Below are 16,972 nucleotides of genomic sequence, written 5' to 3' on the forward strand. Positions count from 1 at the left end.
GCAGGTGAACGCCGGGCCGGGCGGCGTCCGTGGAAGAGGGAGGCGGACGAGTGCACAGTGGACAGGAGTCCGGCGGTGACCGAGGTGTCGGAGGTGTCGGACGTGTCGGAGGTGTCGGAGATGTCGGAGGTGCCGCCGCACATCCGGGCCGCCGCCCGAGCCGCCCCCGGCCGGTGGATCGGCATGGTCGACCCCACCTGGGTGGGGGAGGGGCCGCCGCCGGCCTGGGCCGTGATCGGCCGGTGGCGCGCGGACGAGGACGGCGGCGTCGCGGAGTTCGCCGCCAACGAGGAGTACCGCGAGTCGCCGCTCGCGCTGGACTGGCCCGCTCCCAGTGATCCGGTGGACGCCGCCGTCCAGTCCTGCGCTACCGGGTACGGGCCGCCCGAGGCGGTCTACCGCGCGCTGGCGTCGGCGCAGGTCGCCGTGCCGCTCGACGGCGGGGACGGGGTCGGCGGGATCGACCTGCCGGACGGGGAGACGGTGGCGGTCGTCTTCACGGCCCGGTCGTGGCTGACGGCCGCGGGCGGCCCGGACCACGCCCTGCTGGGCGCCGCCGACCTGCTGGAGTGGCTGCCGCCGGGCTGCCGCCTGGTGCTCAACCCCGGCGCCCCTGTGGTGATGCGGCTGGAGCCCGCGTTGCTGCGGACGGCGCTGGCCGCACGGCCGGGAGGTCCCGGGCTGCCCCTCCGTCCGTTCGACCGGGCAGGCCGCTGAACCCGTCGGACCCCGCCGTCCGTCGAACCGGGAGGAACGGTCCGTCGTCCGGCTGCTGGTTGTCGGGGGCGGGCCTCCCACACGTGTTGTCATCGAAGGCCAGGGGGCCAGGGTGGGCAAGGACCAGAACACCGGGAAGCAGCCGGAAGAGCCGGCGGCGGAGGGGTACCGGCTGCCGGCAGTGGCCTGGGTCGTGCCGGCGGCGCGGACTCCGGCCCCGGCGGTCGGTGCCGTCGGTGCCGCCGGCGGAGGTGAGGGTGTGGGCCGTGGCGCGGGCGGGGCGAGGCCCGCCGAGGAGTCCTCGACGGCCGTGCCCGCCGCCGGTGCTGTACCGGCTGTACCGGCTCCACCGGCCGCGGCGGGCGAGGCACCGGCGGGCCCCGGAGCCGGCGCCGCCCTCGAGACGGGGTTGCCGGCCGGACCCGGTACCCCCGCCGCCTCGGCGACCGCGACCGGGTCCGCCGCCCCGACCGAGCCCCCGGCCGGAACGGGGTCCGGTGGCGTCGCCGAGGCCGCGTCCGCAGCCGAGGCACTGAGCGGCGTCGTCACCGGCCCGGTCCAGGAGGCGGCGGACCCGGAGGGTGGCCGGCCGGGCCGGATCCCGCGACCGATGGTGGCCGCCGCCGTCATCGCGGGCCTGGTGCTGATCGGCGTGCCGCTGGGCATCGGCCGCTTCGGCGGCGACGACCCCCACCCGGGCGCGGACGGTCCGCCGCCCGCCGGGTACACCCAGCAGGACGGCGGCGGTGACGGATTCGTCCCGGGGGTGGACGCGCAGGGCAACGTCACGCTCCCCGCCCCGCTCCCCGGGACCGGTCCCACGGTCGAGCCGGCCCTCCCCGGCGCGCCGACCGCCGACCCCGGCGCGGCCGGTGGCACCGGCCAGGAGCAGAACGCGGTCGGCGGTGGCCAACCGGCCGGCCGGCCGGGCTCCGCGCAGTCCTCCGGGCCCACCGGCAACCCCGGCACGGCCGGGCAGCCGGCCGGCCAGGGCACCGCCGGCGGCGGTGCGGCGGGTGGCGCGGCCGCGGCGGGTGGCACGGGGGGCGCGGCCCCGCAGCCGCAGACCCAGCCGTCGGCCCCGGCCCAGGTTCCGGCGGCGAAGCCCGCCCCGCCGGCAGCGCCGGTCTACAACGCCGTCGCGGGCCTGTGGTGCAGCCCGCCCGGCAACACCACCACCACCCAGCAGTACGGGCGGTACGAGAAGGGCGAGGAGGGCTGGGTCACCAACTCCGGCGGCTACGCGGCGGACGGCTGCAACGGCAAGTACGCCTCGCTGCCGATGTCCGGGGCGGCCGAGAAGGACGACGGCAACTCGGTCGTCTGGACCTTCAACACCGCGCCGGTCGTCAACGGGAGCTGCAAGCTCTCCGTGTACGTCCCGGCCAGTGGCGACATCAAGGACGTCGGTGGGTCCCCGTCCTACTACACCGTCCAGTCCAAGTCGGAGCCGGGCAGCGGCACCATCAACCACTTCGTCGTCAACCAGACGTCCTCCAGGGGCTCGTGGGTCGCGGTCGGGACCTACCCCGCCACCAACGGGAAGATCGCCGTGATGCTGCACACCCGCGGCGAGGACTGGAAGGACGGCACCAAGACCTTCGCCCACCACGCGGCGTCCGCCGTCCGGGCCAACTGCACGGGCTGACCGGCCGCCGGGCGGTGCCCGGCACCGCCCCCACCCGGAATCCCATCAACGACGGAGGAGAACGAGCGCGATGACGCGCCATGTGCTCAGTGTGTGCGCGGAGCAGCGCGACGGCGGCTACCGCACCATCGGCGAGGCGCTGGAGGCGGCGCGCAGTGGTGCGGTGATCAGTGTCCGCCCGGGCCGGTACGAGGAGAACCTGGTCATCACCAAGATGGTGACCATCACCGCCGAGGAGGCCCGGGGCAGCGTCCGGATCTCGCCCCGGCGCGGTGCGGTGGTCCAGGTGGTGGCCGAGGCCGTCCAGTTGACCGGTCTCGTCCTCCAGGGCCGGGACGAGGAACTGCCCACCGTCGACGTCCCGCGCGGGCAGGCCGCGCTGGAGGACTGCGAGGTGGCCGGCAACTCCTGGACGGCGGTGCTCACCCGCGGGCAGGGTTCGCTGGCGATGCGCGGCTGCCGGATCGTCAACCCGGCCGGGGCGGGGATCGTCGAGACGTCCGGCGGGACGAGCGTCATCGAGGACTGCGTGATCGAACACCTCGGCAGTTCCGCCGTGGTGATCGGCGAGCGGGCCAACCCGGTGATCCGGGACTGCGTCCTGCGCGACGCCCGCGGCAACGGCGTCTGCGCCAACGGGGAGGGCCGCGGCTCGGTCGAGAACTGCGAGATATCGGCCACCGACAAGCCGGGCATCGCACTGGAGGAGAACAGCTCGACCCGGGTGCTGGGCACCACCGTCCGGGACACCTCGATCGGCGTCTACCTCAGCTCGGCCACCCGCGTGGTGCTGGAGGACTGCACCGTCAGCGGCACCCGCGGCCACGGCATCGTGGTGGCCGGTGGCAGCGACCCGCTGCTCCGGCGCTGCCGCACCGAGCGGACGAAGGGCCACGGACTGCGGGTGACCGCCCGCTCCCGGGGCACCTTCGAGGACTGCGAGGTGGTTGGCGCGGAGCAGGCCGGCATCCAGGTGGACGAGTCCTCCAGCCCGTCCCTGACCCGGACGCTGGTCCGCGACGGCGTAGCGGCGGGGGTCGAACTGGTCGGCGAGAGCGCCGCCGAGTTCGACCGGCTGGAGGTCCGGGGCGCGGCCGGCGCCGGGGTGAGCGTGCGCGACGGCGCCAACCCGCTGCTGCGCCGGCTGGAGGTGAGCGAGGTGCGCGGTCACGGCGTCGAGGTGCTCCGGGAGGGCCGCGGCCGGCTGGAGTCCTGCACCGTCTCCTCGACCGGCGGGGCGGGGCTGCGGATCGCCGACGGCGGCAACATCCAGGTCGGCGCCACCACCGTGCGCGGCGCCGGCACGGTGGGCGTCGAGGTCGGGGCGCAGGGCGTGGTCTCGCTGCGCGACTGCGACGTGTCCGACAGCGGCACCGACGGCGTGCGCGTCGAGGACGGCGGCGAGCTGGCCATGGCCAGGTCGCGGCTGCACGGGAACCGGCGGCACGGCGTGCTGCTGGCGGCGGGCGCCCGGGCCACGCTGAACGGCTGCGAGATGGCGGACAACGCCGTGGACGGGCTGCGGGCGGAGTCCGAGGAGGCGATCCGGATCACCGGCTGCACCGTCGCCGGCAACCGCGGCTCCGGACTGCGCCAGACCATCGCCAGCGACCGGTTGGCCGTGGAGAACCTGACCAGCCGGGAGAACGCCCGGGCGGACGCGCACGGCACCCCGCCCGCCGGGGGCGACCGCGGGCCGTCCGCCCCGCCGGTGGCCGCGGAGCCCGGTGAGCGGCCGCCGGCCGGCGCGGCCCCGGCCGAGGCGCCCCCGCTCGACCCGGACGGCCCGCAGGCCGCGCTGGAGGCGCTGGTCGGCCTGGAGGGGGTCAAGGCGCAGGTGGCCACCCTGGTCAACCTCAACAAGCTCGCCAAGCGCCGCGAGCTGGCCGGGATGCCGGCCGTGCCGATGGGCCGTCACCTGGTCTTCGCGGGCCCGCCGGGCACCGGCAAGACCACCGTCGCCCGTCTCTACGGCGCCATCCTGGCGGAGCTGGGCGTCCTGCGCAGCGGCCACCTCACCGAGGTGGCCAGGGCCGACCTGGTCGCCTCGATCGTCGGCGGGACGGCGATCAAGACCACCGAGGTCTTCCAGTCCGCGCTGGGCGGGGTGCTCTTCCTCGACGAGGCGTACACGCTCTCGGCGGGGTCGGGCGGCACCGGCCCCGACTTCGGCCGGGAGGCGATCGACACCCTGGTCAAGCTGATGGAGGACCACCGCGACGACATCGTGGTGATCGTCGCCGGGTACTCCGACGAGATGCGCGACTTCCTGGGCTCCAATCCCGGTCTGGCCTCGCGGTTCAGCCGCACCGTGGTGTTCCGCAACTACGCGGCGGACGAGCTGGTCACCATCGTCGAGCGGTCGGCCGCCGGGCACGGCTACGCCTTGGCCGACACCGCACGGGAGGCCCTCGGCGCCCACTTCGAGCGGATGCCCAAGGGCCCGGACTTCGGCAACGGCCGGGCGGCCCGCAAGGTCTTCGAGGAGATGGTGGACCGGCAGGCGTCCCGGCTGGCCGACCTCGCGGAGGTCGCCGACGCGGACCTGGCGCTGTTCGTCCCCGAGGACATCGGGGAGGAGGCCGCCGCGGCCGTCCGGCGGGCGGGCGGCGGCGCCGAGGAGGCCCGCACCGACCTGCTGGACCAACTGCGCGCGATGGTGGGCCTGTCGGCCGCCAAGGAGCAGGTCGAGGACCTGGTCAACCTGATCAAGCAGGCCCGCCGCCGGGAGGAGGCCGGCCTGCCGACCGCCACGATCAGCCGTCACCTGGTCTTCGCGGGGCCGCCCGGCACCGGCAAGACCACGGTGGCCCGCCTCTACGGCGCGATCCTCGCCGAGCTGGGCGTGCTGTCCGGCGGCCAACTGGTCGAGACCGCCCGGGCCGACCTGGTCGGACGGTACATCGGGCACACCGCCCAGCTCACCAAGGAAGCCTTCGAACGCGCCCGCGGCGGCGTGCTGTTCATCGACGAGGCGTACACCCTCACCCCGCGGGGCGGCGGCGGCAACGACTTCGGCCAGGAGGCGGTGGACACCCTGATGAAGCTGATGGAGGACCACCGCGACGAGGTCGTGGTGATCGTGGCCGGCTACCACGAGGAGATGCAGGGCTTCCTCGGCTCCAACCCCGGCCTGGCCTCGCGGTTCCCGCAGCAGGTCGCCTTCGAGCACTACACCCCCGAGGAGTTGGTCACCATCATCCGGCTGCAGGCGGAGCAGTCCGGCTACGTCTGCGCCCCGGAGACGCTGACCGCGCTGGGCGAGCTGTGCGCCGCCGTCCCCCGGGACCGCACCTTCGGCAACGGCCGGTTCGCCCGCCAGACCCTGGAGGCGATGGTGACCCGGCAGGCCGGCCGGCTGGCCCGGCTCGACGTCGGCGACCTGTCCGAACTCAGCCTGCTGCTGCCGCGGGACATCCCGCAGCTGCGGCAGGGGAGTCCGGCGTGAGGCGCCGCCGGCCGGCCGCCGTGGCGCTGATCTGCTCGGCTCTGCTGACACCGGCCGCGGCGGCGGGCGCGGCTGCTCAGGGCGTGCGGGGCGCCCCCGCCGCAGCGGCCGCCACCGGTACCCCCGGCGGGAGCGCCCCGGCCGCCTCGGCCGCTCCGGCCGGGCCCGCGGCCGCGTCCGGCGGGGCCGATCCGATGTCGCTCCCCGTGATCGGGCAGAGCACCGGCGCGGCCCGGTCGGAGGGGTGCACCAAGCCCTCCGACAAGGGCACCGGGCGGACCCCGTGGGCGCAGACCGTCCTGCGCCCGGACGCGGCCTGGCAGTTGAGCAGGGGGGCCGGGGTCACGGTCGCGGTGGTCGGGTCGGGTGTCGACGCGGCGTCCGGGGTCCTGGACGGCCGGCTCGCCCTCGGCCCGCGCGAGTACGGCCCCGGCGACGCGGGGCGGGACTGCGTCGGCCACGGCACCTTCCTCGCGGGGCTGATCGCCGCGCGGCGGCAGGACGGCACCGGCTTCGCGGGCATCGCCCCCGAGGCCCGGATCCTCGCGGTGGCCGTCACCGACGAGGCCGGGATCACCACGCCCGCCCTGCTGGCCAAGGGAATCCGGGACGCCGCCGACGGCGGGGCCCGGGTGATCGCGGTGGCGGTGCCCGTCCCGGTGGGCGGCGAGGACCTCGCGGGCGCGGTGCGGTACGCGGGCGAGCGGGGGGCGCTGGTCGTCGCCCCGGCCGGGCCGGACGCGACCAGCTCCGGCGCGTCCGGCGGCCGGGCCTTCCCGGCGGCGTACCCGGAGGTGCTGGCGGTGGCCGGCCTCAGCCCGAACGGGGCTGTCTCGAACGGCGCCGCATCGAGCGGTGCCGTCTCGAACGGTGGCGGTTCTGACGGCGGCGCCGCCGGGACGGAGGCCGCCGGACCGGGCGGCCGGGTCGACCTGGTGGCCCCCGGGGACGCCCTGATGAGCGTCGGCCCCGGCGGCAAGGGCTACTTCACCGGATCCGGACCGAGCTTCGCCACCGCCGTCGTGGCCGGGACGGCGGCGCTGGTCCTCGGCTACCGGCCCGAGCTGACCGCGGCTCAGCTGCTCGACCGACTGAAGGCCACCGCCTACCACCCCGGTACCGCCTTGCCGGACGCCCGGCTCGGCTACGGGACGGTCGACCCGCTGGCCGCCGTCAGCGCGCTGCTGCCGGGCGCCCGGAACGGCGCCGCCGCCCAACCGCCCGCCCGGGCGGGGACGGCGGTCGCGGCCGTCGGACCGCCGGCCGCGCGGCCGGCCGACGGGCAGGCGGTGGCCGTGGCGGGCGGGGTGCTCGGGGGCGTGGCCCTGGTCGGTGGCCTCGGGTACGTCCTCAAGCACGGCAGGCGCCGCGGCTGGCAGCCCGGTCGCTGGACCAGCTGAACCCGCTCCGGCACAACCCGCTCCGGCACAGCCCGGTCGGGCCGGATCCGACCGGTCCGGCTCCGCTCCCGGGGCCGGCCCGGTCGGCTGCCTGTACGACATGCGGGGGCGGGCCCCGGCCGGGCCGCCCGGCGCGGACGGGTCAGACCCGGTCCAGCGCGGCCGGCCGCAGGACGGGGGCGGGGTGGGACCGGTCCGGCGGCAGCGCGGCCGGCCGGTGGTCGGTGCCGGGCCGGGGCACCGCCATGCCCTCGGAGACCGCGGCGGCGAGGTCGAGATACGCCCGCCGGGTCCTCGGCCGCAGCTTCGCCAGGTCGAACTCCCCGCCCGTGGACAGGTGCTCGTCGAACGGCACCACCACCACGGCGCGGCAGCGGGCCGCGAAGTGGGCCACCAGGTCCGCCTCCCCGACGAGCCGGCCGGGCCCGCGGATGGCGGAGACCACCGTCACGCTGCGCCGCGCGAGCTCGCCGTGGCCGTGGGCGCCCAGCCACTCCAGGGTGCTGCTCGCACTGCTCGCGCCGTCGACGCTGGTGGTGGCGGCGACGACCAGTTGGTCGGCGAGGTCCAGGACGCCACCCATGGAGTCCTGCGTCAGGCCGGTACCGGTGTCGCTGAGGACGACCGGGAACTGGTTGCCCAGCAGCTCGATCAGCCGGTGGTAGGCCTCGCCGTCGAGGCCGGCGCCGGCCGGGCCCGGGCCGCCGGCCAGGACCTCCAGGCCGCTCGGGGCCTGCGAGGTGAACCGGCGGACGTCCATGTACCCGTTGATCGAGGGGGCCGCCGCCAGCAGGTCGCGGACGGTCGCGGTGGTCTGCGGGCGGACGCGCCGGCCGAGGGTACCCGCGTTCGGGTCCGCGTCCAGGGCGATGATCCTGTCGTTGCGGGCCTCGGCGAGGACGGAGCCGAGCGCCATGGTCGTCGAGGTCTTGCCGACGCCGTCCTTGAGGCTGAGCACCGCGATCCGGAAACTGCGGAGCAGCGGGGTGCGGATCGCGGATTCGGCCCGCAGACGCTCCTTCTGACCCTGGCCGAAGGAGAGTGCCCGTTTCCGGAGCCCGCGCTGCGGCGCCGGACGGGGTGCCACTCCGGGCTCCGGCCGGACCGGGCTCGCCACGGCGACCGGGCCGCTGACGAGTGCCGGACCGGTGACGGGGGCCGCCGGGCCGGTGGGCAGGACGACGGGCGGAACTGTGAGTGGAACCGTGGGTGGAACGACGCCCGGCAGGGCGACCCGGGCCGGGGCCGGCGGCAGGGGCGGAGCCGGAACGGGTGCGGGAGCGGGCATCAGGGCCTGGGACGGCGGCTGGAGCCGAACCGGTGGGAGAAGGCCCGGGGCCGGTCCGGCCGGGGCCGTGGGCGCGGCCGGCGCCACCGCGGCAGCCGGGTCGGCTCGGGTCTCGCCCGGTCGTGCCTCCGGCGGCACCAGCACGGTGCCCATGGCGTCCAGCGGCAGCGACCAGGTCGGCCGCGGCGCCGGTCCGCCGCCGGACGCCGGTGCGCCCGCCCCCGTGGATCCGACGGCCGGCCCGGCGGCCGGCCCGGTGGCCGGCGGAGCCGCGCCCGGCCGGACAAGGGGAGTGTGGTCGAGGGTGTGATCGGGGGTGTAGTCAGGGGCGAGATCCCAGTCGGGGCCTTCGGCCAGCCGCCGGACCTGTACCACTGAGGTGCTCTCTTCGGCCGCCACGCGTCCGCCTCCTGTCGCCACGTCGGCCCTGCTCCGCCTGTCGGTACGGACGGCCTCCACCTGGCCGCCGTACGGGCCGTCCGATCAGGAGAACGGCGCGGCCCGGCGGCGCGGTTCACCCGGCCGCGCGGTGAACCGCCGGCGGTGGCCGGTCCGTGGAGCTGGGCAGGACGGCAACCGCCGGCGACTTCCTGGAGGACGACATGCAGAGGCCTGCGAGGAGTCGCGGAGGCCGTCCGAGCGCGGGTGGACCACCAGCCGGGACCGGCGGCCACCAGGCGGGGTGTCTCACGGGCCGGGGCCCGGGCGGACGCCGGAGCGGTACGACGGGCCGGGCCGGCCGACGAGCGGGAGTCCCGCACCGAGCGCGCAGAGAGGCACCGATGTCACGGGACGGGTCGGCAGGGGATCCGCGGCGGCTCATCGTGTTCCCGCCGGGCCGACAGCCGGAACCGGTCGCCGGGCCGCCGCTGCTTCCCGTGCCCGAGGCTTCCGCGATCGAGGTGATCTCGACCGTGCGGCGGCTCGTACTGCCCGACCTGCCGTCGGTGCGGTCCTGCCCCGCCCCGCGGCCGGAACTGCTACGGCTGGCGACCGCGCTGGTGGTGGACGAGCACCCGTCGGCTCCCGCCTGGTCCGCCGCGGACCGGGAGACCGTGGCCGAGTGGGTCGCGGTGCTGATCGAGCACCGCGGCGAGGACGGGGTCCAGGCCCTGCTGCGGGCGCTCGACCGGGCCTGACCGGCGCGGCGGCCCCGGCACCGTCCACCCGGCGGCCCCGGTCCCGGAGCCAGCCGGACGTTGGCCGGGGCGTTGGCGGTGGCTTGGCGCAATCTTGGCGCGGCCCGGGACCGTACCGGTGCCGGGCCGGGGATTCCACCCCGTCCCGTCGGGCCGTCCGATCGGCCCGCACCGAGACTCCGTCGGATTCCGTGAGGTAGTGCGTGTCCATCCAGGCTCCCGACCAGCCCGTGCCCGCAGCCCCGCCGCTCCCCGCAGCCCCGCCGCCCGCCGCGGCCGACCCGGGCGCCGCGCGCCCCACCCTCGACCCGGGGACCCTCGCCGAGCTCTACCGGCTGCACGGCGGCTACCTGTTGCGCGCCCTCCAGCGGGTGACCAACGGCGACCGCGGCAAGGCCGAGGACATCCTGCAGGAGACCCTGCTGCGCGCCTGGCAGCACCCCGAGGCGATCGCCGCCGGGCCGGAGCAGAGCCGCCCCTGGCTGTTCACCGTGGCCCGCCGGATCGCCATCGACCACTACCGGATGGCCGCCGCCCGCGCCCAGGAGGTGTCCGGCGACATGCTGGAGGACCGGCCGCCGGTCGCCGACCCGTACGCGGAGGCGGTGGCCCTGCGGGACATCGAGCGGGTGCTGGAGCGGCTGCAGCCGCACCACCGGGAGGTGCTGGTCGAACTCCACCTGAAGGACCGCTCCGTCCAGGAGGCCGCCGAGCGGCTGGGCGTTCCGTCCGGCACGGTCAAGTCGCGCAACTTCTACGCGATCCGCGCGCTGCGTCCGCTCCTCGCGGCCGAACCCGGCTACGCGCCGGTCGAGCCGTCCGCCCCCGCCGTACCGGCCGGCGCCGGGCCCGCCCCGACGGCGCTGCCCGGTGCTGCCTGATGGGGCACCGGGACCGGCCCGCGGGCGTCCCGGCCGCTGCCCGGCCGGACACGTCCGTCCCTTCGGACGCGTCGCCGCTTCGGCGGCTCCGCACCACCAGGCCGCACCACCAGGCCGCACCGTCAGGCCGCGCCGGCCGCCCCGGAGGTGCCGCCGCGTCCTGAGCGCCCGGCCGGGGCGGGCGTCCGACCGGGGGAGGAACCCGTCCGATGCCCGTGCGGCCGGAACAGCCCGACGGCCGACCGCAGGCGCCCGACCGCCTCCGCCTCGCGGCCCAAGGTCCGCAGGAAAGCGGCGTAGGACTGCTCCGAGACGGCCCGCAGGTGCGCGAATCCGGCCTGCTCGCAGGTGACCAGCAGCCGTGCCCAGGCCAGTTCGGAGGCTTCGGCCCGGCCGAGGGCCTGCAGCGCGTGCGCCTCGGTCAGCATCGACCGGGCGTGCACCGTGGTGACCGGGTGGCCGGGAAGCCGGGCCCTGGCCGCCCGGGCCCGGCGCAGCGCGCCCTGAGGGTCGCCGGCCAGCAGGGCGGCGGACGCGGCGTGGTCGAGGGCGTGGGCGGTGAGGTACGCGGAGCCGGACGCCTCGGCGAGGGCCACCGCGGCCGCCGCCGCCCGGGTGGCGGCCGCGCGGTCCCCGAGCAGGGCGGTGCTGAGCGACCGGGCGGCCAGGGCGCGGACGTGCGCGGGGCCGTCCGCCGGGGTGGTGGCGGCGAGCGCCCGCCGGGCCGCTGCGTCCGCCTCCGCCGGGCGTTCCAGTGCGATCAGCGCGTGCGCCGCGGCACCCCGCAGCAGTGCGGTGGCGACGCCGTCCCCGCACCGTTCGGCGGCGCGTTCACCCGCGTGCAGGCAGTCCAGCCAGTCGCCCGGCCGGCCGGACCCGGCGTACAAGGCACTCGACCACAGGGCGAGGCGCCAGGCACGCGCGGGGTCGACCTCGGCGGCACGGTCGACCAGTGCTCGGACGGTCGGCCGGGCGGCCCGGAACCAGTTGAGCGCGCCACGGGGGTCGGCCACCGCCGGCAGGCCGCCGGGTGGGTGCGCCCGCCCGCTGTGGTCGTCCTGCACCGGTTCCAGGAGCTCCGCGCAGTGCCGGGCGGCCGACACGTAGTGGTCGAGAAGCCGTCCGAGGGCGAGCCGGCCCGTCCCGGGCGGCTGTCGGGCGAGGAGTTCGGCGCCGAAGGCCCGCACCAGGCCGGGACTGCTGCAGCGCCCCGGCGCGCTCTCTCCGAGCAGGTGGTGGGCGGCCAGCTCGCCCAGCGCGGCGCGGGCGGCGTCGAGGTCCGCACCGAGCAGTGCGGCGGCGGCGGGGGCGTCCACCTCCCGGCCCGGGTGGACGGCCAGCAGGGTGAGCAGGGCGGCGGCCGGCGGGGAGAGGTGGCGGTGGGTCAGCAGCAGGGCGCCGCGGATGCCGACCGCCCCGTCGGTCTCCAGGGCGGACAGCCTGGTGTGCTCGTCGGCGAGCTCGGTGACCAGGCCGGTGATCGTCCAGTCGGGGCGGGCGGCCAGCCGGGAGGCCGCGATCCGCAGGGCCAGCGGCAGGTGGTCGCAGAGTTCGGCCAGCTGGTCGGCGGCGGCGGCCTCGGCGCGGACCCGCTCGGGGCCCAGGCTCCGCTCCAGCAGTCGCAGCGCGTCCCCGCCGGGCAGCGCCCCCAGCCGCAGGAGGGCGGCGCCCTCGGCCACCACCAGGTCCTCCAGGGCGCTGCGGCTGGTGACGACGGTGGCGCAGTCGGCCCCGGCCGGCAGCAGGTCGGCGACCTGCCCGGCGCTGTGCGCGTTGTCCAGCAGCACCAGGAGCCGCAGGTCGGCGGTCCGGGCGCGGTAGAGGGCGCTCCGGCCCGCGCGGTCCTCCGGGACGGCCGACTCCGGGACGCCCAGGGCGAGCAGGAACCGGCCGAGCACCGCGACCGGGTCCGCCGGGCCGGCCGGGTCGAAACCGCGCAGGTCGGCGAAGAGCCGGCCGTCCGGGAACCCCTCGGCGGCCCCGTGCGCCCAGCGGACCACGGTGGCGCTCTTCCCGGCGCCGGCCGGCCCGGCCACCACGGCCAGTCCGTCACCGGTGCGTCCGGGACCGCACTCGCGGTCCAGCCAGCGCGACTCCGGTCCCCGTCCGACGAAGCCCGCGGGCCGGCGCGGGAGCTGGCAGGGCGTCGACGGTTCGACCGGTCCGGTCCCGCGGCCCGGGGCCGGACCGCTCGCGGGCCCGGCGCCGGCGGTCGGCGGCCGACCGGGCCCCGGCCCGGCGGCGGGCTCCTCGGCCAGCACCTGGGCGAGCGCTGCCCGGAGCTCCGCACCGGGCACCATGCCCAGCTCGCGGTCGAGCGACTGCCTGGCATGGTGATACGCCGCCAGCGCGTCGGCGGGCCGGCCCGCCTGGTGCAGGCAGCGGACCAGCAGCGCCACCACGTCCTCGCGCAGCCGGTCGGCCCGCACCCGCAGTTCCAGGGCCGGTACGGCCGCGGCCCCGGAGCCCTGACGCAGCCGCAGCCGGGCCCAGCCGATCAGGGCTCTGGTCCTGGCCTCCTCCAGCCGGCCGGCCAGAGCACGGCGCAGCTCGGTGTCGGGCAGGTCGACCAGCGCGGCGCCGGTCCACAGACCCAGCGCCCGCTCCAGCCGCCCGATCGCCTCGGCCTCCGCGTCCGGCCCGGCCCGCCCGGCGTGCTCCCCGGCCCGCGCGGCCAGCGCCTCGAACTCCAGCGCGTCCACCTGGTCCGCCGGGCCGGTGAGCAGGTAGCCGGGCGCCCGGGTGCCCAGCTCGAACGGGGTGCCGACGAGGGACTTGCGCAGGGCGGCGACGTGCCCCTGCAGGGCCGCTCTGGCCCGGGCCGGTGGTTCCTCGCCCCAGAGCAGTTCGAAGAAGCGCTCCACCGGGACGACCCGGCCGAGCCGGAGCGCCAGCACGGCCAGCACCGCCCGCCGCTGGGCGCCGGGCAGGGCGACGAACCCTCCGGAAGCGGTCCGAAGCTCCACCGGGCCGAGCACCCGGATGCCCACGCGGTCGCCCACAGTCGCCCCCACGGCGGTCGAGCCTGATCTCGGGCTGCAGTGTATCCGCGCCCTTCGTCCCCGCCGGAACCCCGGCCGGCCGGCGACTGCCCGAACGGGCAACGGACCGTTGCCCGTTCGGGCAGTCCGAGGGCCGCGGCCGGCCGATTCCCGACCGGATCCGCCAGGATGGCCGGTGGCCGACACACGCGCGAGGGGCTGCATGCGGATCGAACTGCTCGGTGCGGTCACCGTCCGCCAGGACTGCGGCACGACGGTCACACCCTCGGCGCCGAAGCGCCGCGCGTTGCTGGCCGCGCTCGCGGTCGAGCTGGACCAGGTGGTCCCCACCGACCGACTGGTCGAGCTGGTCTGGGACGGTACCCCGCCGGTGACCGCGCGCGCCGCGCTGCAGGGCCACGTCGCCGGTTTGCGCCGACTGCTGGGCGGCGGCCTGGTACTGGCCACCCGCGGCGCCGGCTACACCCTGACCGGGGCGCCGGACCAGGTGGACGCCGTCCGCTTCGAGCGACTCTGCCGCCGGGCCGGGGTCGTGTGCCCCGGCCGCCCGGACGCGGCCGGCTCCCTTCCGGCCGACCGCCCGGTCGACCGCCCGGCCGACCGCCCCACCGGGCCCGAGGACCCCGGACTCGCGCTGCTGCGTGCGGCGCTTGACCTCTGGCGCGGTCCGGCGCTGACCGACTGCGGTTCCGCCCTGCTGCGCCGACGGGCCGCGCCCCGGCTGGCCGCCCTGCGGGTGCGGGCCCTGGACCGGCTGGCCGAGGGCCTCTGCCGGCTGGACCGCGGATCCGAACTGGTCGACGAACTGATCGAGGCCGTCCCGGCCCGGCCCGCCGACCAGCGGCTGGCCCTCCGCCTGGTCGACTGCCTCGACCAGGCCGGGCGCCGGGCCGAGGCCCGGGACTGGTACGACCGGGTGACGGCCCGGTTGTCCACCGCCCCGGGACCCGCCCTGAGGCTGGCCGGCGAGCGGGTCGCGGGGCGGCCCCCGTCCCGTACCGCCCCCACCTACGCCCCCACCTCCGCCGGGCCTGAGGCGGCCGCCGGCCCGGCCCCGTTGCCGGCCCCGACGACCACCGGGCCTCCGCACCCCGTCCCGTCCCAGTTGCCCCGCACCGGAAGGCGGTTCGTCGGCCGGGCGGCCGAGCTGGGCCGGCTGGACGCGGCGGTCGCCACCGGCTCGGAGGCCCGCCCGGTCCTGGTCACCGGACCGGCCGGGGTCGGTAAGAGCAGCCTGGTCCAGCACTGGGCCCACCGGGCCGCCGACCGCTTCCCCGACGGCCGCCTCTACGCCGACCTGCACGGCTTCGACGAGCGTGGCCCCCGGGAGCCGGCCGACGTGCTGGCAGGGTTCCTGATCGCTCTGGGGGTCGCCGCGAGCGCCCTGCCGGTCTCGCTGGACGACCGCGCCCGGCGCTACCGCGAACTGCTGACGGGGCGTCGGACGCTGATCGTGCTGGACAACGCGCGCTGCTACCGACAGCTGGCCCCGTTGCTGCCCGACCCGCTGCCCGACCCCCTGCCCGATCGGCGGCCCGACGCCCTGCCCGACGCCGCCCTCGACGCCGACCCGGCCTGGGCCGGGCCCGTCACCGTGGTCACCAGCCGCAGCAGACTGCGCGACCTGCTGGTGCACGAGGCAGCCACCCCGGTCCCGCTGGACGTACTGACCCCCGCCGAGGCGCGGGAACTCCTGGGCCGTGCGACGGACCCGGCCCGGATCGCGGCCGAGCCTCGGGCCGCCGCCGAACTCGCCGAGCTGTGCGACCGCCTTCCGCTGGCGCTGCGACTCGCGGCGGCCCGGCTGGCGGCCCGTCCGGACTGGGCCCTGGAGGACCTGGTGGCGGAGCTCGCCGCCGAGCGTGCCGCCTCCACCGGGCCGTCCCGGCCCGGCCTGGGCGCGCCGGGCGTCGGGGCGGCCCTCGACCTGACCTGCCGGACCCTGGAGCCGGCGGCGGCGCGGCTCTTCGCCCTGCTCGGCCTGCACCCCGGCGTGGTCGTCGACCCGGGTGCCGCCGCGGCCCTCGCCGAGGTGACCCCGGTCGAGGCCCGCCGGCTGCTGGCCCGGCTCGACGCGGTCCACCTGGTGGAGGAGAGCGCACCCGGGCTGTTCGCCCGGCGCGAGCTGGTCCGCCTGCACAGCGCCGGGTTGGCCGCCGAGCTTCCCGCCGACCGGCGGCTGGCCGCCCTGGACCGGCTGATCGAGCACTATCTGACCGCCACCGCCACCGCCGCGAGCAGCGCCGGCAGCACCACCGGCCGGCCCGCCGCCGCCCCCCTGGCCGTCACCCCCCTGGCCGCCGTCACCCGGCTACGTCCCCTGGCCCCGGCCGCCTCGCCGCCCCCGGGGCGCACCGCGCCCCCACCGGCCGCCGTCCGCGAGGCCGCCGACTGGTTCGGCCGGGAGGAGCCCGCCGTCCGCGGCCTGGTGCTGCGCGCGGAACAGCACGGCCGGTTCGTCGCCGCCTGGCGGCTCGCCCACCGGGCCGGGGCCCTCTACGCGCAGGCAGCGGACCGCCGCGCCGAGTGGCGGACCACCGCCGAGTCGGGTCTGCGGGCCGCGCGCGCCTGCGCCGACCCGGCCGCCGTCGCCCGGCTGACCACCGACCTGGCCGTACTGCTCGCCGACCGGCCGGACGTCCGCGCCGCCGTCGAACTCCTGGACCAGGCCCTCGCCGCGGCCGACCGGATCGCCGACCCGGTGCTGCGCCACCACTGCCGGGCCCGGGCGGCCGACGTCCTGGTCGGAGCCGGCCGGCCGGACCGCGCAGTGCCACTGCTGGTGGACGTCGTGGCCCGCGCCCGCGCGCTGCCCGACGACCGCCTGCTCGCCCGGGCACTCGACGAACTGGCCGGCGCCCAGCTGGCGGGCGGCGCGCCCGGACCGGCGCTCGCCCACGCGGACGAGGCCGTCCGGATCCTGGCCGCCCGCCCCGACGCCACCGAGACCGTCCGGGCCACCCACACCCGGGCCGAGGCGCTCCACGCACTCGGACGCCACGGCGACGCCCTCACCACCGTCCGGCTGGCCCTCGCCCTCGGCCGCACCCAGGCCGACCCTGGCGTCGAGGCCCGCTCGCACGCCCTGCTGGCCACCGTCCTGCACACCCTGGGCAGCACCGCCGAAGCCGTGGCGGAGGAGCGCCGGGCCGACACCGGCGCGGATCGCTGACCCCCGCGCCGCGTACCGCCGGCCGGTGCAGGACCGCCACCCCCGCGGCCGTCCCGACACGCGGATCCATCCGCCCTCGTGGGCCCGACAGGCGGATCCATCCGCCCTCGGGGGCCGCGACAGGCAGAACCACAGGCGGAAGTACCGGGCGCAACCGGCGCCGGCGGTGCAGCCGCCCACGGCTTTCCGCCTCCGCCGCACCGGACCGGACGGACCGTCAGGTCCGCCCCGGCGGCGCCGCCGGGCCGCCGGCCGGGCCGCCGGACCGGGTCAACGG

Annotated in this window: 9 protein-coding genes; 7 read left to right on the forward strand and 2 right to left on the reverse strand. The window is 77.9% G+C overall.

Translation table 11 applies throughout. The annotated features are described in order from the left end of the window. The first annotated feature begins 75 nt into the window (after positions 1-75). From J2S46_RS38860 to J2S46_RS38875, 4 genes are all read left to right on the forward strand, one after another. Entirely contained in the window at positions 76-717 is a 642-nt protein-coding gene (locus J2S46_RS38860) for a type VII secretion system-associated protein (protein WP_191291024.1), read from the forward strand. A gap of 409 nt (positions 718-1,126) precedes the next feature. Beyond that, the gene (locus tag J2S46_RS38865) at positions 1,127-2,365 is read left to right on the forward strand and encodes a hypothetical protein (RefSeq protein ID WP_191291023.1); all 1,239 of its coding nucleotides are present in this window, start codon (positions 1,127-1,129) and stop codon (positions 2,363-2,365) included. A 70-nt stretch (positions 2,366-2,435) separates the two neighbouring features. Beyond that, positions 2,436-5,813 carry a right-handed parallel beta-helix repeat-containing protein gene (locus J2S46_RS38870; protein WP_191291022.1) on the forward strand — a complete coding sequence of 1,126 codons (3,378 nt, stop codon included), beginning with the start codon at positions 2,436-2,438 and terminating at the stop codon, positions 5,811-5,813. Beyond that, positions 5,810-7,213 carry a S8 family serine peptidase gene (locus tag J2S46_RS38875; RefSeq protein ID WP_191291021.1) on the forward strand — a complete coding sequence of 468 codons (1,404 nt, stop codon included), beginning with the start codon at positions 5,810-5,812 and terminating at the stop codon, positions 7,211-7,213. Before J2S46_RS38870 ends, J2S46_RS38875 begins: the two co-directional genes overlap by 4 nt. Positions 7,214-7,355: 142 nt before the next feature. Here the strand turns inward: J2S46_RS38875 and J2S46_RS38880 are convergent, their stop codons facing one another. Continuing rightward, a complete protein-coding gene (locus J2S46_RS38880) occupies positions 7,356-8,300 on the reverse strand; it encodes a MinD/ParA family ATP-binding protein (RefSeq protein ID WP_229912866.1) in 945 nt (314 codons plus the stop codon). Positions 8,301-9,379: 1,079 nt separating this feature from the next. On the opposite strand from J2S46_RS38880, the gene J2S46_RS38885 reads away from it, so the two are divergent. Continuing rightward, positions 9,380-9,640 (forward strand): hypothetical protein, encoded by a 261-nt coding sequence (locus tag J2S46_RS38885; protein WP_191291020.1) that lies wholly within the window; start codon positions 9,380-9,382, stop codon positions 9,638-9,640. 203 nt (positions 9,641-9,843) lie between these two features. After that, the gene (locus tag J2S46_RS38890; RefSeq protein ID WP_229912865.1) at positions 9,844-10,521 is read left to right on the forward strand and encodes a sigma-70 family RNA polymerase sigma factor; all 678 of its coding nucleotides are present in this window, start codon (positions 9,844-9,846) and stop codon (positions 10,519-10,521) included. 122 nt (positions 10,522-10,643) lie between these two features. Here J2S46_RS38890 and J2S46_RS38895 read toward each other — a convergent pair whose 3' ends face one another. Continuing rightward, complete coding sequence (locus J2S46_RS38895) at positions 10,644-13,535, reverse strand: AfsR/SARP family transcriptional regulator (protein WP_307352645.1); 2,892 nt, start codon at positions 13,533-13,535, stop codon at positions 10,644-10,646. Positions 13,536-13,698: 163 nt separating this feature from the next. On the opposite strand from J2S46_RS38895, the gene J2S46_RS38900 reads away from it, so the two are divergent. Then, positions 13,699-16,695 (forward strand): AfsR/SARP family transcriptional regulator, encoded by a 2,997-nt coding sequence (locus tag J2S46_RS38900; protein WP_191291018.1) that lies wholly within the window; start codon positions 13,699-13,701, stop codon positions 16,693-16,695. Positions 16,696-16,972: the final 277 nt, after the last annotated feature.

The sequence above is a fragment of the Kitasatospora herbaricolor genome, from assembly GCF_030813695.1.
Taxonomy (GTDB): Bacteria; Actinomycetota; Actinomycetes; order Streptomycetales; family Streptomycetaceae; genus Kitasatospora; species Kitasatospora herbaricolor.